Raw genomic sequence first — 18,977 nt, 5'->3', positions numbered from 1 at the left:
CCACCACAAGCGCGATGGCGATGGTCGAAAGAGGCTCGCGCCTACGAGGCACGGAGGGGCGGGGGTGCTTCTTCGGCACGTCGGTTCCTCAGGGTGTCGTACGGTACCTCTACGCATCGTATAGCAGGATTCAACACGATCAATGCAGGAAGTTCCTAAATTGCTCGTGCTGCATGACAGCGGACACTCCTGAATTAGACTGGTCTCTGGTTCCTTTGCGCAGTTCAGCGAGGGATGGCCCCTTCCTACATGGGTCGTGTGTACGAGCCCCGCGCATGCGGGGATGGTTGAGGCCCCCAGCGCAGTGGCGCTGGGGGCCTCAATGTTGGTCGCGAGATGGCGGGGCGAGCCGTCTGCCGGACGGCGGGATTCAGTCCCGGATCGCTTGTGCGCCTACTCGGGGATCGCGAAGCTGAACGGCGGGCGATCACCGTTGGCAGCGCCGCGGGTGAGGAGGCCGAAGACCTGTCACCCCGTGTACGGGCGGGGCGGACCGGTCGAGGTCGGTCGGGGGCGGGTGACGGATGGCCTTGGGGACGGGCAGACTCGGGGGATGCGCGGGCTGGTCATCGGTGGGACGGTGGTGTTCGTCCACAGGGCTTCGGCGGGGACCGGCGGGACGGCCTAACCTGGCGGGGAAGGCGGAACCGGGAGTTCGGGGGAGCGGGAGATGGCGGAACGGTACGGGGGCGGCCGGGGCGGGCGCGGGGGCCCCGGGGGCCGGGGCGGTGGCCGGGCCGGGGGACGCGAGCCGGAGCCGATCACGGGGGTGCGCGACGACGAGCGGCTCTCGCGGGAGCTGCTGCGGATGGACGGCGACTCCTACGGCCGCTACAAGTCCCTCAAGGGGGACTGGGACTTCGGCGACTTCACGCTGACCGTCCAGCGGGTGCAGGCCGACCCGTTCGCACCGCCCTCACGGATCCTGGTCGCGTTCCCCGACGCGGGCATCCCCAAGGAGGCCTGGGCCGACCCCGTGCGCCGCCGGGCCACCGCCGACTTCCTGGGCCGCCGGGCCGGGCGGCTGCTGCGGCGCTCGCTGCTGCGCATCGACACCGGCGGGCAGGAGGTCCTGGAGCGCTCCTCCTGCCGGGTCACCGACGGCGGCGGCCTGGAGCTGCGCATCGGCATCGACCTGCCCGGCCGCGGCCGCCGCATCGACGGCCGGGCCGCCGAACGGGAGCTGTGCGACACCCTGCCCGGGCTGGTCGACGACCTGTACTGGGAGGCGGTCGACCGGGACGCCGCGCGGGCCTTCGCCGACAGCGTGGCCGACACGGTCGCCCTGCGCTCGGCGCTGGCCGAGCGGGGGCTGGTCGCGTTCGTCGCCGACGGCGCGGTCCTGCCCCGGCGCAGCGGGATCAGCGACGAGCCCATGACCGGGGGTGCGGTGCCGTTCTCCTCGCCCGGCAGCCTGCGCGTGTCGGTGGACCTGCCGCACCGGGGCACGGTCACCGGCATGGGCGTGCCCGAGGGCGTCGTCCTCATCGTGGGCGGCGGCTTCCACGGCAAGTCCACCCTGCTGCACGCCCTGGAGCGCGGCGTCTACGACCACGTCCCGGGCGACGGCCGCGAGCTGGTGGTCACCCGCGCCGACGCCGTCAAGATCCGCGCCGAGGAGGGCCGCCGGGTGGAGCGGGTCGACGTGGGCTCGTTCGTGCGCAACCTGCCCACCGGCGCCGACACCGCGGACTTTCGCACCGACAACGCCTCGGGCTCCACCTCGCAGGCCGCCAACATCTGCGAGGCCCTGGAGGCCGGATCGCGCACCCTGCTGGTGGACGAGGACTCCACCGCCACCAACCTGATGATCCGCGACGGACGCATGCAGGCCCTGGTGCACGGCGACCGCGAGCCCCTCATCCCGTTCGTCGACCTGGTGCGGCCGCTGCACCGCGACCACGGCGTCTCCACGGTGCTGGTCATGGGCGGCAGCGGTGACTACTTCGACGTCGCCGACCACGTGGTCATGATGGACGCCTACCACCCGCACGATGTGAGCGAACGCGCCCTGGAGCTGGCCCGGGAGCGGGCGGACGCGGTGTTCACCGCACCGCGCGCCCGTCTCGTCGACCCGCGGTCGGTCGACCCCTCCGACGCGCGCGGCCGGTCCCGGATCAAGCGCCGCGACATGGACGTGCTCGTGTTCGGCGACGACGACGTCGACGTGCGCTCCATCGAACAGTTCGTCGACCCGGGGCAGATCATCGGCGCGGGGCTGGCCCTGCGCGCCCTCGACCTGGAGGACCGCACACTGGCCGAGGCCCTGGACGCCCTGGAGGCCGAGCTGGCCGAGCACGGGGTCATCCGGCTGGGCGCGGACTTCGGCGGCGACTACGCGCTGCCGCGCCGACAGGAGGTCGCGGCGGTCCTCAACCGGCTGCGCTCCCTGCGGGTCCTCGGGCAACGGCGGTGAATACGGGTCGGTAGTGTGGGATATCGGGGTGAACGGTCCGAGAGACGGCCGGGAACACGGCGGCGCCGGTCGGTGTTGGACTGCCACGCGGCCCCCGTAGACCCCGACGCTTTCTGGAGACGAGACCCCGGTGCGCAACCCAGCAGATCTGTACGAACTCCGACCCGGCTTCGACGACATCGCCGGCCTGGCGATGCTGGTCGCCCTGGACGGCTTCGTCGACGCAGGCAACGCGGGCAAGCAGGTGGTCGAGGAGCTGTTCGACCGCTACGAGGCCGAGGAGATCGCGGCCTTCGACGTCGACCGCCTCGTCGACTACCGGGCGCGGCGCCCGCCCATGACCTTCGTCGAGAACACCTGGACGGAGTACCGGGCGCCCAAGCTGGCCCTCTACCGCATGCGCGACGCCGAGGGCAGCCCGTTCCTGGTCCTGCACGGCCCGGAGCCGGACCGCGAGTGGGAGGCCTTCACCGCCGCCGTCATCGGCCTGGTGGAGCGCTTCTCGGTGTCGCTGTCCCTGAGCGTCCACGGCATCCCCATGGCCGTGCCGCACACCCGGCCGGCCACGGTCACCCCGCACTCCACCCGCCCCGAACTGGTCGAGGGCCACACCCCCTGGATCGGGCGGGTCGAGGTGCCCGGCAGCGCGGTGTCGCTGCTGGAGTTCCGGCTGGGCGAGGCCGGGCACGACTTCCTCGGCTACGCCGTCCACGTGCCCAGCTACCTGGCCCAGTCCACCTACCCGCGTGCGGCGCTGGCCGCCCTGCGGTACCTCGCCGACGCCACCGGCCTGTCCCTGCCCGCCGCGGGCCTGGAGGAGGTCGCCCAGGCCACGGACGTGGAGATCGCCGAACAGGTGGGCGCCTCCGAGGAGGTCCAGCGCATCGTCGTCAACCTGGAGCGCCAGTACGACGACATCATGTCCTCGCGGACCGACCCGGAGGACCGCCGGGTGCTCCCGCTGGCCGACGACGAGGCCGCTCTGCCCACCGCCGAGGAGCTCGGCGCGGAACTCGAACGCTTTCTCGCCGAGCGCGAGAGCGATGGAAACGGTTAAATTACAGTCGTGTTCTACCAGATCCTCTTCAGCTCGGTCCTGCGCCACCTGGATGCCGAGACGATCCACAAGGTGAGCTTCGGCGCCCTGCGCTGCGCCGCCGCCGTGCCCGGCGTGGCCGCGGCGGCAGAGCGGGTGCTGGGCCCGCGCGAGCCCGAGCTGACCGTGCACGCGTTCGGCCGCGAGTTCCCCGGCCCGCTGGGCCTGGCCGCCGGGTTCGACAAGAACGCCGAGGGCCCCCGGGCCCTGGGCGCGCTCGGCTTCGGGTTCGTCGAGATCGGCACGGTCACCGCCCAGCCGCAGTCGGGCAACCCGCGCCCGCGCCTGGCCCGCCTGGTGAAGGACCGGGCGATCGTCAACCGGATGGGCTTCAACAACGAGGGGTCGGCGCTGGTCGCCGAGCGCCTGCACCACCGGCGGGGCGGTCCCGGCCCGATCCTGGGGATCAACATCGGCAAGACCAAGGTCACCCCGGAGGAGGAGGCCGAGGGCGACTACGCGCTCAGCGCCCGGCGGCTGGCCCCCTACGCCGACTACATGGTGGTCAACGTCAGCTCGCCCAACACCCCGGGCCTGCGCGACCTCCAGAGCGTGGGGCGGCTGCGGCCGATCCTGTCCGCCGTGCGCGGGGCGCTGGCCGACGCCGGACGCCCGGAGCTGCCGCTGCTGGTCAAGATCGCCCCGGACCTGGCCGACGAGGACGTCGACGCGGTCGCCGACCTGGCCCTGGAGCTGGGCCTGGACGGCGTCATCGCCACCAACACCACCGTCTCCCGCGCGGGCCTGGCCTCCTCGCCCGCGGAGGTCGAGGCGGCCGGGGGCGGCGGCCTGTCCGGCACGCCCCTGAAGGACCGCTCGCTGGAGGTGCTGCGCCGCCTGCGCGCCCGGGTCGGCGACCGGGTCACCCTCATCGCGGTGGGCGGCATCGACACCCCCGAGGACGCCTGGGCCCGCATCCGCGCCGGGGCGACCCTCGTCCAGGGCTACACCGGCATGATCTACGGCGGACCGCTCTGGCCCCGCCGCATCCACCGCGGGCTGGCCCGCCTGGTCCGCGCCGCCGGGTACACCTCGATCGCCGACGCCGTCGGCTCCGAGGTCCCGGACACGGCTCCCGCCGCGGGCGCCGCAGAGGCCGCCACGGCCTGACCCGCGCCGCACGCACCGCCGACGGCCCGGCCCGGGGGACCGCCCCGGACCGGGCCGTCGGCGTGTCCGCCGCTACGCTCGGCCCATGACCGCACCGCGCTTCGTCTTCCTCGACCCCGACGGGCTCCTGAGGCAGGACCGGCCGTACGTGGTCGTGCGGGCGCCGACCGGCGTCCGCTACCGGCAGCAGTACGGCGGCACCGCCTGCCGCCAGGGGAGCGTGGAGGGTTTCCTGGTGCCGGTGCACGGCCCCGACGCGCTCGGCCTGCTCAGGGCGCTCTTCGAGCGCGACCTGCGCGGCGCGGGCACGCGGGGCCGTCCCCTGCGGCGGGCGCACCGCGACCGGGTGGACGCCGCCCTCGCGGAGGTCGTCTACTGGGCCTGCGACGGCACCGATGAACGCCCCTGCCCCCTGGCGGTGGACGAGGACTCCCTCGGCGAACTCGACGAGGCGTGGATAGCGGTACGCACCCCGGACGGGCCCGGTGTGCTCGTGTGGTGCAACTCCGACGGACCGCGGCCCGCACCTCCGGGGGTGCGGGCCGTCCGGCGTGCTACCAGCTGCCGTCCCAGTCCGGCGGGTAGGTCCCGCCGACCTCGGGGGCGAAGGCCTGTGTCACGGTCACGAAGACATAGTCCTTCTTGCGCAGCCGCTCGATGATCTCCGGCACGGCCGCGACCGTCGGGGGCTGCGGGTCGTGCAGCAGGACCACCCCGTTGGGCTCCACCAGTTCCACCACCCGGTCCGCGATCGTGTCCCGGTCGGACCCGGTCCAGTCCTCGCTGTCGACCGTCCACATCACCTCGGCGAGCTCCTGCCGGGCCAGCTCCGCCTTGACGTCGTCGTCGGTGGCCCCGAACGGCGGGCGGAACAGCTCCACGGTGTACCCGGTCTGGCGGCGGATCCCCGCGCTCACCATCGCCACCTGCGCGGGCAGCTCCTCGGGCGTGAAGTCCTCCGACATGCTCTCGTGCAGGTCGTTGTGGTTGCCCAGCTCGTGCCCCTCGGCGTAGATCCGCCGCGCCAGCCACGGCCGGGTCAGCAGGGGGTTGCCGTTGAGGAAGAACGACGCCGTCACCTCCTGCTCGGCGAGGATGTCCAGCACGTGCGCGGTCGCCTCCACCGGGCCGTCGTCGAAGGTCAGGGCCACGCACTTGACCTCGGGGTCGGTGCAGTCCACGTCGGGGCCGCGCTCGGTCACCACACCCGGGGGCGCCGGGGCGGCCTCCGCATCGGTGTCGGGCTCGGACACCGACAGCACCGGCTCCTCGGTGAGCGAGGCGCTCCGGGCCCGCTCGCCCAGGTCCGACAGCAGCGGCTCGGCCTGCTCGGCGCCGATGACCGCGGTGATCCGTCCCGGGGACGAGTCCGGCGGGTGGCCCTCGACGACCGGCGACAGGTGGCCGTCGTCGAACTCCACCACCAGGTCGCCCGCGGCGTTGAACCCGATCGAGTCGTAGGTGCGCATGACCGGCAGCAACCCCTGGGGGTCCACGTCGGGGTGGTCCGCGAGGGCCTCGCCCACCAGGCCGTTCAGCTCCACCAGCGCCGCGTCGTCGGCCAGCAGCTCGGTGGAGAACCCGGTGTGCCCGGTCGGCACGTCGTACCAGTACGTCGCGTACGCCTGGCGCAACCCGTGCAGGTCCTCCTCGGTGCGCACCAGGCGCACGCCCAGGACGTCCTCGTCGGCGGCCACGACCTCCCAGGCGATCTCCAGGCCCACCGGATCCCGGCTGGCCCCGCGGAAGTCCATGACCTCCCGGTCGATGTGCCCGCGCAGGGCGGTGGAGAACGCCTCGGCGCCCGGGAACTCCGGGTGGGCCACGGAGATCTCCACGTCCTCGGGGATGTAGGGGTGGTCGGGAAAGTCGTCCCCGTCGCCGCTCCACTCGGTCACCACGTCCCCGGGGCCGTCGGCCAGCACCGTGAGGAGCCCGGCGTCGATGTCGTCCGGGGCGACCGCCGACGAGTTCTCACAGGACGTCAGCGGAAGCACCAGGACCACCGCGGCCCCCGCCGCCCACGGGTGCCAGCGCGCGGATCTCACCCCGCGGGGGAGGGTCTGCTTCGGACGCGTGCGGCTCGACGAGAACACCGGACTCCCTCATCCAGAACGTGTGCACCAGGGCTGTTGGGTGCAACATAGGGGAATCCGGTGGCCCCGCCGTGACGCTGACCACATGTGGTCAGCTCGCGTGTTCCTGTCGACCGCGGCGGTCGGGTGAGGCACCGAACCGGGTGGCGGGACCGTGGCCGCCGGGTCGCCCGCCGCCGACGGACGGCCCGAAGCGAAGCGGGGTCCGGAAAAGACGGTGGTGTCCCGCCGAGTGGTGTGACTTCGTTCGACCCCCGGGTACCGAAGGCGACAACGCCCCGGTCGGCGACTCGTCCTTGTGCGAACAGCCGGTGTTCTCACACCACTCGACGGGACATGGCCGAAAAGACGCGGCTCACTCCTCGGGGCGGTGCGCCCGCTCCTCGGAGTCCGTCCCGGCCCCGGCCGAGGGGTCGTCCGAGGGCTGTTCGTCGGGCACGCCGTCCACGTACCGCTCGCCGGGCTCGGCGTCGCCCAGCAGCTGCGACACGGTCACCATCGTGTACCCCTGCGCGTCCAGCTCGCGGATGATCCTGTGCGAGGCCGCGATGGTGGTGGGGTGGATGTCGTGCATGAGGATGATCGCCCCGTCCGAGGCGCCCGCGATCGCCCGATCCGCGACCACCGAGGGGTCCCGGTCCTTCCAATCGTTGGTGTCGATGCTCCACAGGACCTGGGCCAGGCCCATGTCCCGGGTCACCGAGGCGACGCCGTCGTTGGTCGACCCGTACGGGGGGCGCATGAGGTTCATGGTGTACCCGGTCTCCCGGTACACCAGGGCCTGCACGCTGTTCAGGCTGTCGTGCACCCCGTCGCCGCCCAGCCCCGCCAGGTCGGGGTGGTCCAGGGTGTGGTTGGCCATCTCGTGCCCCTCGGCGTAGGTGCGCCGCACCGTGCGCGGGTGCTCCATCACCGGCAGGCCGGTGACGAAGAAGGTCGCCTTGGCGTCGTATTCGGCGAGCGTGTCCAGCAGTTCGGGGGTGCCCCCGCCGGGGCCGTCGTCGTAGGTCAGGGCCACGCACTTGACCTCGGGATCGGCGCAGTCGACGGAGTCGTCCACGGGGGAGATGACGCCCGGGACCTGCTCGTCCCCGCCGCCGGAGACCTCCTGGGGAGCGGCGGAGATGGCGAACTCCTCCACCCCGGTGGTGGCCGCGCGCAGGACCCGCAGCCCGAAGTCCGACAGCAGCGGCTCGGACTCGGCGCGCTCGACGACCGCCGTCAGGGGCCCGGCGTCGGCCGGGGCGATCTGCCCGGCGTCGAACTCCACCACCAGGTCACCGTCGGGGTTGAACCCGACCGAGTCGTACAGCGACGCCACCGGCAGCACCGTCCCCGACTCGGCGGCGTCGCCGAGCCGGTCGCGCACCAGGGTGTTGAGGGCGGCCAGCTCGTTCTGTCCGGCCAGCAGCGACTGCGACCCGCGGGTGACGCCGTCGCCGGTGTCGTACCAGTAGGTGGCGTGGAACTCCCGGGTCCCCTCGGAGTCGGTCTCCTCACCGGTCATGCGTACGCCGACCAGGCCGTCGGAGGCGGCGGTGACGTTCCACTGCGCGGTGTAGGACTCGGCCCCCGGGTTGGCGGCGTCGAACGCCTCCACCTCGGCGGCCAGCTTCTCACGGAGGAACTCGGTGAGCGGCTCGGCGTTGGGCAGCACCGGGAAGGTCACCTCGGTGGCCACCCCGCCGTACTCCAGCTCCTCCACCTCCACCCCGGTCAGGGCGGCCGTGTCGACCACGGTCAGTGCGTCGGGTTCGCCGGTGGCGGGGAGGCGCTGCTCCATGGCGTCGGCGAGGCCGTGCGCCACACCGCCGACCGGACCGGACCCCAGCGATTCCGGTGGTCGCACCGACAACAGCACCATGCCGGCCAGGACCACGAGGGAGACACCCACGGTGATGATCGGGTGATCGGGGGTCAGGGCGGTTCGGGGCAGCTTGTTCACCAACGGTTCTCCGCGTCCATCTCGCAGACGAACGTGCACGGGGCCGGCGGGGACACCTTCGTGCGACGTCTTCATCAGGTGTGACGCCGCCCACGGGCGGAGGGTTCGGACTCCGGGGCGGCGAAGGGGCACAGGGGGGCATGCCGGGGGTCAGGGGCGAAGGGGGCCTCCCTATACTCGCAGGCGTGGAAGGTACACGCGCCACCTCCTCGTCCGGGGCGATCCCGGGCCGGTGGCGCGCGTCGCAAGAGGGAACCCGGTGCGAATCCGGGACTGCCCCGCAGCGGTGTACGGGAACGACCCCCGCCATTGAGCACTGGCGAACCGACCTGAGAGGTCGGAGACCGGGAAGCGGCGGGCATTAGGAGATCGGTGGTCCACCGATCGCGCCCGTGAGTCCGAAGACCTGCCTCCACCCGGCGGCGCACCCGTGCCGCCGGTGGTCCCGCGCCCCGAGGGAGGGCCGAGGTCGGCACCCGAGGGCGCCCGTCGCACGGCGCCGTTCCGGCGTGCCCCCTCGTCGACCCCCGCGGCCGGTACCCGGCTTTCGACGAGGGAGAGAAGCTTCATGACCACCACCGGCCCCGCCGTGCGATCCACGGTGCACGGCTACCCGCGCATCGGTCCCGACCGCGAGCTCAAGCGCGCCGAGGAGTCCTACTGGAAGGGCGCCGCCTCCGCGGCGGACCTGGAGAAGGTCGCCGCCGACCTGCGCCTGGACACCTACGCCCGGCTGCGCGCCGCCGGGATCGACGACATCCCCTCCAACACGTTCTCCTACTACGACCAGGTGCTGGACACCGCCGTCCTGTTCGGCCTGGTCCCGGCCCGGTTCGAGGACCCGTCCACGGCCGCCGACGCCGACGGGCGGCTGCGCCGCTACTTCGCACTGGCCCGCGGCGTCCAGGGGGCACCGCCCCTGGAGATGACCAAGTGGTTCGACACCAACTACCACTACCTGGTCCCGGAGCTGTCCCCGGGGGTGCGGCCGCGTGTCGCCGGTGACAAACCCGTCGCCGAGTTCCGCGAGGCACTGGAGGCCGGGTACCGCACCCGCCCGGTGCTGGTCGGCCCGCTGACCTTCCTGCTGCTGTCCAAGGCCGCCGACGACGCCCCTGAGGGCTGGTCGCCCATCGAGCTGCTCGACGACCTGCTGGACGCCTACGCCCGTGTGCTGGCCGACCTGCGCGCCGCCGGCGCCGAGCAGGTGCAGCTGGACGAGCCGGTGCTGGCCACCGACGAGGGCCGCGCCGCCCTGGCCCACCTGGAGCGCGCCTACAGTGTCCTGGGCGGGCGGGCCGACCGCCCGGAGATCTGGGTCTCCACCTACTTCGGCTCCATCGGCGCCGACGCCCTGCGCGTCCTCAAGGAGTCCCCGGTCGAGGCCGTCGGACTGGACTTCGTCACCGATACCGAGGGCATCGCCGACCTGACCGCCGTCTCCGGGCTCGGCTCCACCCGCCTGGTCGCCGGCGTGGTCGAGGGCCGCAACGTCTGGCGCACCGACGTTCCGGCCGCCGTCGCCACCCTGGGCACCCTGCTGGGTCTGGCCGACGAGCTCACCGTGAGCACCTCCTGCTCGCTGCTGCACGTGCCCATCGACCTGGACGCCGAGACCTCCCTGGCCCCCGAGCTGCGCGCGGCACTGGCCTTCGCGGAGCAGAAGACCCGTGAGGTCTCGCTGCTGGGCAGGGTGCTGTCCGGGGAGGCCGAGGCCGGCCACGCCGCCGCGGCCCCGGCCGACGCGGCGTTCGTGGACGCGCGCGTGCGCGCCCGCCTGGCGGCCCTGGGTGCGGACGCCTACGAACGCCCGCAGGAGCGCGGCGCCCCCACCGACCTGCCGCTGACCACGACCACCATCGGGTCGTTCCCGCAGACCGGCGAGCTGCGCCGGGCCCGCGCCGCGCACCGCCGCGGCGAACTGGGCGAGGAGGAGTACAAGGCGGTCCTGCGCGCCGAGATCGACCGGGTCATCGCGCTCCAGGAGGACATCGGCCTGGACGTGCTCGTCCACGGCGAGCCCGAGCGCAACGACATGGTCCAGTACTTCGCCGAGCAGCTCCGGGGGTACGCCACCACCGAGAACGGCTGGGTGCAGTCCTACGGCTCCCGGTGCGTGCGCCCGCCGATCCTCTTCGGCGACGTCTCGCGCCCGGAGCCGATGACGGTGGAGTGGATCACCTACGCCCAGTCGCGTACGGAGAAGCCGGTCAAGGGCATGCTCACCGGTCCGGTGACCATGCTCGCCTGGTCGTTCGTCCGCACCGACCAGCCGCTGGGCGACACCGCCCGCCAGGTGGCCCTGGCCCTGCGCGACGAGGTCGCCGACCTGGAGAGGGCCGGGATCCGCCACATCCAGGTCGACGAGGCGGCGCTGCGCGAGCTGCTGCCGCTGCGTCAGGAGAAGCGGCGGGAGTACCTGGACTGGGCCGTGGGCTCCTTCCGGCTGGCCACCTCGGGCGTCTCGCCGTCGACGACCGTCCACACCCACATGTGCTACTCCGAGTTCGGCCTGATCGTCGATGGCATCGAGGCGCTGGACGCCGACGTGACCAGCGTCGAGGCGGCCCGCTCGCGCATGGAGCTGGTGGCGGACCTGGGCCGCCGCGGCTACAAGCGGGGCATCGGCCCGGGCGTGTACGACATCCACTCCCCGCGGGTGCCGTCGGTGGCGGAGATCGAGGCGTCCCTGCGCCTGGCGGTGTCGCACATCGACGCCGGGGGGCTGTGGGTCAACCCGGACTGCGGTCTGAAGACGCGCGGCTACGAGGAGGCCGAGCAGGCCCTGCGCAACATGGTCGAGGCCGCCCGCCGGGTCCGCTCCGGCCTGTAGGCGCTGATCCGGAGGGAAGGAAAAGGGGGAGGGGCCACGGCGGTCGCCGCGGCCCCTCCCCGTGTTCCGGCGTCTCCGGTCGACCGGGCCGGCCTCCGGGTCAGGCGGAGGCGAGCAGGGCGAGCGCGTCCTCGCCGGCCATGGTCATGGTCGCCTCGATGTCGTCGGGGAGCGTGAACTTCGCGACGTCCTCGTCCGAGGCGTCGAACGACGGGCTCATCGTGTACGTGACCTCGATGTTGACGTTGCCCGAGCGGATCAGCACGGCGGCCCGGGGGACGTTCTGGCCGAGGAAGTCGTACTTGGTGGTGACGAAGACGGCCTCGTCGCCCAGCGCGACCTCCTTGTCCTGGTCCAGGTGCTCGGAGTCGTACAGGGAGTACGAGCTCTGGCCGCGGATGTCGGCGACGGCGTCCTCGAACTCGTCCTTGGCGCCCTCGATGGAGTCCGAGCCGGCGTAGGGGGTCTGGTACGTCACGTCGTAGGTGCCGAACATGGTGTCCGGGTTGCCCTCGGGCGCGGCACCGCTGATGTCGGAGCAGGAGGACCGGTTGTCGCTGTTGCTCTTGGAGCCGTCCTGGCCCATGAGCAGGCCCTCGGCCACGCGGTCGGTCAGGGCCTCACAGGGCTCGATGGGGAGCGCGTACGGGGGCTCGCCCGCCGCCCCGCCGCCGCCCTCGGGCTCCTCGACCGGCTCCTCCGGCTCGTCGGTGCCGGGGTCGTTGGCCTCGGCGCTGTTCTCCGGCGGAGAGGCGACGGTGCCGCCCTCCGGCTCCCCGCGGTTGGTGGCGAGCATGATGATGAGCGCGACCACGAGGACCACGATCACCGCGCCACCGCCGATGACCACCCACAGGGCGGCCTTGCCGCCGCTCTTGGGCTGCTGCGGCGGCGGGTAACCCCCGGGGGGTCCGTAGGCGGGCTGGCCGCCCGTGTACGCCCCCTGCGGGGCGTAGCCCGGCTGCCCACCGGTGTGGGGGTCCCCGTAGGGGCCGCCCGGCGGTGGCCCGTAGGGAGGCTGGCCTCCGGAGCCGTCACCGCCGTAAGGGTTCTGCGGTGGCTGGTTGTAAGGTCCGTTTTCGCTCATGGCTCCCCTCGCCCGGATGATGTGTTGACGTGTTGTCTGGGACGCGTATCGGCGCCTGTGGGTTCGTGTGACTTTCCGAAGTCGGGTCGAAAGGGACGCCGGTGACGTTCACACGGGCAGGGCGCTCCTCCCGTGGCCACCGAACCGCGGGCGAGGACGGGGGAGTGGGGGCGGGGCGGGCCCTGGTGTCTCCAGGTGGCCCCGGACCGGTGCTCCGGGGCGGCCGACGGGTCTGCCACCGGCCGGGGACGTGAGCATCCTAGTCGGCCGACCCCGGGGTACGGCAGGCCGGGGTGGGGGTGCCGGGGTGGATCGTCACTGTTTCGTGTCGATCGCGTGCACCGTTCGTTTCCGGGGGTCCACCCCCGGGACGGCCCGGTGCGGGGGCGGGCGCGGGCCGTCCCGGAGCGGATCAGAACATCGAGATGTGCACGTGGTCGAAGTGGTTCTCGGTGATGCTGCCGCGGTCGGCCATCGCGCGCCAGCCGGTGTCGCCGCGCCGGACGTCCCAGATCTGCTGGCGGTAGATCACGTACATGATCCCCAGGCGGTCGGCGTTCTCGCGGGCCCACTCGGCGATCGCCCAGCCGCGGTCGACCTGGGCCTGGGAGGGCATCGACCCGTTGGGGTCCACCATGAAGTCGCAGGCCCGGCCCAGGGGGTGCTCGCCGACGACCCAGCCGCCGACGGCCCGGTAGCAGCCGACCCCGCCGACGTCCCTGCCCTCGCCGAACTCGTCGATGACCAGTTGGCGCATCTGCTCGGTGCGCGGCGTGATGTTCAGCGGTCCCTGCATCGGCTGGTTCGGGTGGTCCGCGATCAGCTCCTGGATCTCCGCGCGCCGGTCCTCCAGCTCCTCCAGGTCGGCCTCGGCCTCGGCCAGGGTCTCCTCGGCCGCCTCCTGGGCCTTCTCGTCGCGCTCCAGCGCCTGCTCCAGCTCGGCGATCTTGTCCTGGTTGCTCGACGCCAGGAAGTCGATGACCACGGCGCGGTCGATGACCTGGTCGGGGTCGGCGTCGACGAAGAGGGACATCGACGGGTCGATGCCGTTGCCGGTGTAGGAGGCGTACGCCAGGGTGCGGACCTGCTCCTTGGAGGCCTGGGCCGCCTCGGCGGTCTCCTCGGCCCGTTCCGTGGCGCGCTCTGCCTCCTGGATGACGCCCTCCATGTCGCGCAGCTCGCCGTTGTACTCGTCGCCCAGGGTCTCCGCGCGCTCGCGCAGGGAGTCCATGCTCTCCGGGTCCATGGGCAGGGCCAGGGCCGGGGCCTGGGGCAGTGCGACGAGCGCCGCCACCAGGGAGAGGGCGAGGGTGAGGGAGAAGGGGCGGGCGGGGGCGATGACACGCGCCCGGCCACCGCGGCGGTGCCGGGGCGGTGCGGACACGGCGTCGGCCAGGGTCTCGCGCCAGGTCGCGGCCGGTGGGTCGGGAGCCCAGAAGTCGGCGAACTCGTCCACTCGGCTCTGGTCATCGGGGTGCACGGTGTGGTCGCTCCTCGGGCCCGCGCGCACCCGGGCACGGGGCGGGGCGGGCACTGCTTCTCGTCGATTTCCCGGACGGGACCGCTCCCCGAGCGCGGGGAGGGGGCGACGGTGCGTCGCCGGGGACCGGGGCCCGTGGCATCGCGAGCGGCGATCGGCGCTGGGCGATGGTAACGGGACGGTCATGAGTGTAGGCACTCCCGGCTACATACGGGAGGGATCGGATGGTTTCCGAACCGACAAACAGTGCAATGTGGCACAGATAACCCAGTCTGCGGGTGTGATTTCGGTGAACCGACCTGCCCTCCCGTGGTTGAGTGGTGAGCGTGAAGGCTTCCGGACGGCACTCGGCGAACCCCACCGCCACCTGGGCGAACACCCTCTTGTGGTGTGATGGGTGCTGTTGTCGCGCGTCCGCCTGACCCCCGCCTCCCCGGCACCCGCGGCCGACCGGTAACGGCCGGGCGGTAATTTCCGGGGATTTCCGCGCCCCGACCGCCGCACCGCCCGTCCCGGCGCGTCGCCGCCACCGGGTCCGGGACCGCTCCGTACGCTCTGACGTGGGCGTCGATCCCACGTCGAGTTCTCCGTCTCCTTCTCTGCGCCCGTCGCCGACCTCGGGCGCCCCGATCAACGCCGATGGGAAGACCGTGATTGACGCAGTGGGCCTGCACAAGGTCTACAGGTTGAAGAAACACCGGGTGACCGCCTTGAACGGGGTCGACCTGCACGTGGAGCCCGGCGAGATCTACGGTGTCGTGGGCCAGAGCGGCGCGGGCAAGAGCACCCTGCTCCGCTCCGTCAACCTCCTGGAGCGCCCCGACGCCGGGACCGTCACCGTCGACGGCGAGGAGCTGACCTCCCTGCGCGGGGCGCGGCTGCGCACCGCGCGCCGCGGCATCGGCATGGTCCACCAGCACTTCGCACTGCTCTCCTCGCGCACCGTCGCGGGCAACGTCGGCTTCCCCCTGGAGGTCTCCGGGGTCGGCCGCGCCGAGCGCCGCGAGCGCGTGGGCGAGCTCCTGGACCTGGTCGGCCTGGGCGACAAGGCGCGCGCCTACCCGTCCCAGCTGTCCGGCGGCCAGAAACAGCGCGTGGGCATCGCCCGCGCCCTGGCCTCCCGCCCCAAGGTGCTGCTGAGCGACGAGGCCACCTCGGCCCTGGACCCGGCCACCACCGACTCGATCCTGGCGCTGCTGCGCCGCCTGCGCGACGAGCTGGGACTGACGATCCTGCTGATCACCCACGAGATGGACGTGATCAAGAAGATCTGCGACTCCGCCGCGATCATGGAGAACGGCGAGTTCCGCGAGGCGGGCCGGGTGCTCGACCTCATCGGCACCCCGGGGTCGCTGCTGGCCCGGTCCCTCTTCCCGCTGCCGGACCTGGCGGGCCCCGACACGGTCGTCGTGACCTATCCCCGCTCGTTCGACGAGCCGCTCATGTCCGAGCTCACCCGCCGCTTCGACGTGGACGTCAACATCCTCGGCGGCGGTGTGGAGCAGGTCGCGGGCCAGTCCGTGGGCCGTCTGGGCGTGGACGTCCGCGGCGCCCGCCGCTCCCAGGCCCTGACCTACCTGTCCGAACACGGCCTGCTGGTCGAGGAGGCCGGAGAATGACCGCCGACACCGCCGCCACCCTCATCCTGGCCGCGAACACCGACGCCGCCGGCCCCTGGGAGGCCGTGGTGGCCTTCCTCCGGGACTGGCCGAACATGTGGCCCGACCTGTGGCTGGCCACCCAGGACACCGTCTACATGGTGCTGTGGGCGACGATCTTCAGCGTCCTGGTCGGCCTGCCGCTGGGCGTGCTGCTGGTCACCACCGACCGGGGCGGCCTCACCCCCGCGCCCGTGGTGCGCGCGGTCCTCAGCGCCGTCGTCAACATCGGCCGCTCGCTGCCGTTCATCGTCCTGATGGTGGCGGTGCTGTCCCTGACCCGCTTCCTGGTCGGAACCACCCTGGGCCCCACGGCGGCGATCGTCCCCCTGAGCATCGGCGCCATCCCGTTCTTCGCCCGGCTGGTGGAGACCTCCCTGCGCGAGGTCGACCGCGAGGTCGTCGAGGCCGCGCACGCCATGGGCACCCGCAGGTTCACGATCGTCGGCAAGGTGATGCTGCCCGAGGCCCTGCCCGGCCTCATCGCGGGCCTGGTGATGACCGTGGTCGCCCTCATCTCCTACTCGGCGATGGCCGGGGCGATCGGCGGCGGCGGCCTGGGCGACCTGGCCATCCGCGAGGGCTACCAGCGCTTCAACGACCACTACCTGTGGGCCACCGTCATCCTGCTCATCGTCATCGTGCAGGCGGCACAGAGCCTGGGCGACCTGCTGGTGCGCAGGCTCACCCGGCGCTGACCCGGAGCCCCGGACCCCCGCCCCGCCCCGACCCCCCGGTTCTTTGTCCGACCCGTCTGGATTCCTGGATAGGAGATGCGATGACCGGAGACAGGGCAGGGGCGCCGTGGGGGCGCGCGCTGCGCGGGGCCGGGGCGGCGGCGCTGGCCGCGGCCGTGCTGACGGCCTGCGGCAGCCCCAGCGAGCGGGCGGAGGAGGGGACCGGCGCGGAGGGGCTCACCACCCTGCGCGTCGGCGCGACCCCGACCCCGCACGCCGAGATCCTGCAGTTCATCGACGAGAACCTGGCCGCGGACGCCGGGCTGCGCCTGGAGATCGTCGAGTACACCGACTACAACCAGCCCAACGCCGCCCTGGCCGAGGGCGAACTGGACGCCAACTACTACCAGACGGTGCCGTTCCTCCAGGAGTACCTGGCGGGGAACGCCGACGCCGACCTGAGCTACGTCTCCGACGTGCACCTGGAGGCGTTCGGCGTCTACTCCGAGGACGTCGGCGACCTGGCGGACCTGCCCGAGGGCGCCGAGATCGGGGTGCCCAACGACACCTCGAACATGGGCCGGGCGCTGCACCTGCTGGCCGACGCCGACGTGATCACGCTGGCCGACGACGCCGGGGGCTCGCCCACGGTGGACGACATCGAGGACGATCCGCTGAACGTCACCCTCACACCGGTGGAGGCGGCCCAACTGCCGCGCTCGCTCCAGGACCTGGACGCGGCCGTGGTCAACGGCAACTACGCCCTGGAGGCGGACCTGCCGACCACGGCCAACGCGCTGGCCTGGGAGGGCATCGAGAACAACCCGTACGCCAACGGGCTGGTCGTGCGATCCGAGGACGCGGACGCCGAGGGCATCGTGCGGCTGGACGAGCTGCTGCACAGCCCCGAGGTCCGCGACTTCATGGAGGAGCGCTGGCAGGGGATCGTCATCCCGGTCGGCGGCGACCCGGCCGACCCGGACGCCTCGGAAGCGACGGAGTAGTGTGTGCGGGGCGCGGGCCGGGCCCCGCGCCCCGCACCGATCGCTCGTAACGGTTGTGTTTCGGGGTGACTTTCGTCGATTGACACAAGGTGTACGGTCTGCTTGTTTTGTGGGAGCGCTCCCATACGCGATGTCCCCTCGTCATGGAAGGTGCGTACCGAACAAGTGAGCAACCGCAGCGATTTCCCTGAGGGCTTCCTCTGGGGGGCGGCCACCGCCTCGTTCCAGATCGAAGGCGCCACCACCGCCGACGGCCGAGGCCGCAGCATCTGGGACACCTTCGCCGAGACCCCCGGCAAGGTCCTGGGCGGCGACACCGGCGACCCGGCCGACGACCACTACCACCGCTACCCGGAGGACGTCGCGCTCATGAGCCGGCTGAACCTGGGCGCCTACCGGTTCTCCATCGCCTGGCCGCGCATCCTCCCCGAGGGGAGCGGCAAGGTCAACCAGGCCGGGCTCGACTTCTACCACCGCCTGGTCGACACCCTCCTGGAGGCCGGGATCCAGCCCTGGGCCACCCTCTACCACTGGGACCTGCCCCAGACCCTGGAGGACGCCGGCGGCTGGCCCGCGCGCGACACCGCGTACCGGTTCCGCGACTACGCGCAGATCGTGGCCGACTCGCTCGGCGACCGCGTGTCCAACTGGATGACCATCAACGAGCCCTGGTGCTCGGCCTTCCTCGGCTACGAGAACGGCCACCACGCGCCCGGGCACCGCGACCCCGCGGCAGCCCTGGCCGCCGCCCACCACCTGCTGCTCGGGCACGGCCTGGCCGCCGAGGCCATCCGCTCCACCGGCCACCCCTCCCGGGTCGGCCTCGCCCACAACCAGGCGGTCATCCGGCCCCACGGGCCCAGCGCCGCCGACGCCCGCTCCGCACGCCGGGCCGACGGGGTGCGCAACCGCATCTTCACCGACCCGCTGCTCAAGGGCGTCTACCCCGCCGACGTGCTGGAGGACCTGGCGTCCGTCAGCGACTTCTCCTTCATCGCCGACGGCGACCTGGAGACCACCTCGGCCCCGCTGGACTTCCTCGGGATCAACTACTACTCGCCCGAGTTCGTCGCCGCCTCCGCCAAGGGCCTGGACCCGGCGCTGGTCAGCGGCGAGGGCGGGGCCTGGCTCGGCGCCGAGCCCGAGGAGGTGCACGTCTCCCAGGGCCTGCCCGTCACCCACATGGGCTGGGAGATCGACCCCACCGGTTTGTACGACGTGCTGCTGCGCCTGTCCGGCGAGGCCGGCGGCATCGACCTGTACGTCACCGAGAACGGCTGCGCCTTCGAGGACACCGTCACCGAGGACGGCCGGGTCCACGACACCGACCGGACCGACTACTACGAGGGCCACCTGCGAGCGGCGAAGGAGGCGATTCACGCCGGGGTGCCCCTGCGCGGCTACTTCGCCTGGTCGCTTCTGGATAATTTCGAGTGGGCGTGGGGATACTCCCGCCGTTTCGGGATCGTGCACGTCGACTACGACACGCAGGTGCGCACGGTCAAGGACAGCGGCGAGTGGTACTCCCGCCTGGCGGCCACGGGACGGTTCCCGGAACGCTAGAACAGGCAGACC

At 72.6% G+C, this 18,977-nt stretch carries 13 protein-coding genes and 1 riboswitch; of the genes, 9 read left to right on the top strand and 4 right to left on the bottom strand.

Annotated elements, in window-relative coordinates; all coding sequences use genetic code 11:
• Window positions 1-670 precede the first annotated feature (670 nt).
• From QJS33_RS07160 to QJS33_RS07145, 4 genes are all read left to right on the top strand, one after another.
• Entirely contained in the window at window positions 671-2,416 is a 1,746-nt protein-coding gene (locus QJS33_RS07160; RefSeq protein WP_306367066.1) for an ABC-ATPase domain-containing protein, read from the top strand.
• 130 nt (window positions 2,417-2,546) lie between these two features.
• Complete coding sequence (locus tag QJS33_RS07155) at window positions 2,547-3,473, top strand: proteasome assembly chaperone family protein (protein WP_306367065.1); 927 nt, start codon at window positions 2,547-2,549, stop codon at window positions 3,471-3,473.
• A gap of 9 nt (window positions 3,474-3,482) precedes the next feature.
• A complete protein-coding gene (locus QJS33_RS07150) occupies window positions 3,483-4,622 on the top strand; it encodes a quinone-dependent dihydroorotate dehydrogenase (RefSeq protein ID WP_306367064.1) in 1,140 nt (379 codons plus the stop codon).
• An 85-nt stretch (window positions 4,623-4,707) separates the two neighbouring features.
• Complete coding sequence (locus tag QJS33_RS07145) at window positions 4,708-5,283, top strand: DUF6210 family protein (RefSeq protein WP_306367063.1); 576 nt, start codon at window positions 4,708-4,710, stop codon at window positions 5,281-5,283.
• Here QJS33_RS07145 and QJS33_RS07140 read toward each other — a convergent pair.
• Window positions 5,177-6,670, bottom strand: coding sequence for a polysaccharide deacetylase family protein (locus tag QJS33_RS07140; protein WP_306367062.1), 1,494 nt, complete (start codon window positions 6,668-6,670; stop codon window positions 5,177-5,179). The two genes, QJS33_RS07145 and QJS33_RS07140, sit on opposite strands and share 107 nt — an antisense overlap.
• A gap of 403 nt (window positions 6,671-7,073) precedes the next feature.
• On the bottom strand, window positions 7,074-8,663 hold the full coding sequence (locus tag QJS33_RS07135) for a polysaccharide deacetylase family protein (RefSeq protein ID WP_372339607.1): 1,590 nt from the start codon (window positions 8,661-8,663) through the stop codon (window positions 7,074-7,076).
• Window positions 8,664-8,894: 231 nt separating this feature from the next.
• Window positions 8,895-9,074, top strand: a riboswitch (cobalamin riboswitch).
• 157 nt (window positions 9,075-9,231) lie between these two features.
• On the opposite strand from QJS33_RS07135, the gene metE reads away from it, so the two are divergent.
• On the top strand, window positions 9,232-11,496 hold the full coding sequence (metE, locus tag QJS33_RS07130) for a 5-methyltetrahydropteroyltriglutamate--homocysteine S-methyltransferase (RefSeq protein ID WP_306367061.1): 2,265 nt from the start codon (window positions 9,232-9,234) through the stop codon (window positions 11,494-11,496).
• A 100-nt stretch (window positions 11,497-11,596) separates the two neighbouring features.
• Here metE and QJS33_RS07125 read toward each other — a convergent pair whose 3' ends face one another.
• Entirely contained in the window at window positions 11,597-12,583 is a 987-nt protein-coding gene (locus QJS33_RS07125; protein WP_306367060.1) for a DUF3558 domain-containing protein, read from the bottom strand.
• A gap of 412 nt (window positions 12,584-12,995) precedes the next feature.
• A complete protein-coding gene (locus QJS33_RS07120) occupies window positions 12,996-14,063 on the bottom strand; it encodes a hypothetical protein (RefSeq protein WP_306367059.1) in 1,068 nt (355 codons plus the stop codon).
• A gap of 662 nt (window positions 14,064-14,725) precedes the next feature.
• On the opposite strand from QJS33_RS07120, the gene QJS33_RS07115 reads away from it, so the two are divergent.
• The 4 genes from QJS33_RS07115 (at window position 14,726) to QJS33_RS07100 (ending at window position 18,965) form a co-directional block, all read left to right on the top strand.
• A complete protein-coding gene (locus tag QJS33_RS07115) occupies window positions 14,726-15,682 on the top strand; it encodes a methionine ABC transporter ATP-binding protein (protein ID WP_306367105.1) in 957 nt (318 codons plus the stop codon).
• The gene (locus QJS33_RS07110; protein ID WP_306367058.1) at window positions 15,679-16,419 is read left to right on the top strand and encodes a methionine ABC transporter permease; all 741 of its coding nucleotides are present in this window, start codon (window positions 15,679-15,681) and stop codon (window positions 16,417-16,419) included. The genes QJS33_RS07115 and QJS33_RS07110 overlap by 4 nt, the downstream gene beginning before the upstream one ends.
• Before the next feature lie 80 nt (window positions 16,420-16,499).
• Window positions 16,500-17,402: a MetQ/NlpA family ABC transporter substrate-binding protein gene (locus QJS33_RS07105; RefSeq protein ID WP_306367057.1), complete on the top strand. Its 903-nt coding sequence runs from the start codon at window positions 16,500-16,502 to the stop codon at window positions 17,400-17,402.
• A 165-nt stretch (window positions 17,403-17,567) separates the two neighbouring features.
• Window positions 17,568-18,965 carry a GH1 family beta-glucosidase gene (locus QJS33_RS07100; protein WP_306367056.1) on the top strand — a complete coding sequence of 466 codons (1,398 nt, stop codon included), beginning with the start codon at window positions 17,568-17,570 and terminating at the stop codon, window positions 18,963-18,965.
• Window positions 18,966-18,977: the final 12 nt, after the last annotated feature.

The sequence above is a fragment of the Nocardiopsis sp. CC223A genome (genome assembly GCF_030766825.1).
Taxonomy (GTDB): Bacteria; Actinomycetota; Actinomycetes; order Streptosporangiales; family Streptosporangiaceae; genus Nocardiopsis.
This window is presented reverse-complemented; position numbering and strand designations above follow the sequence as displayed.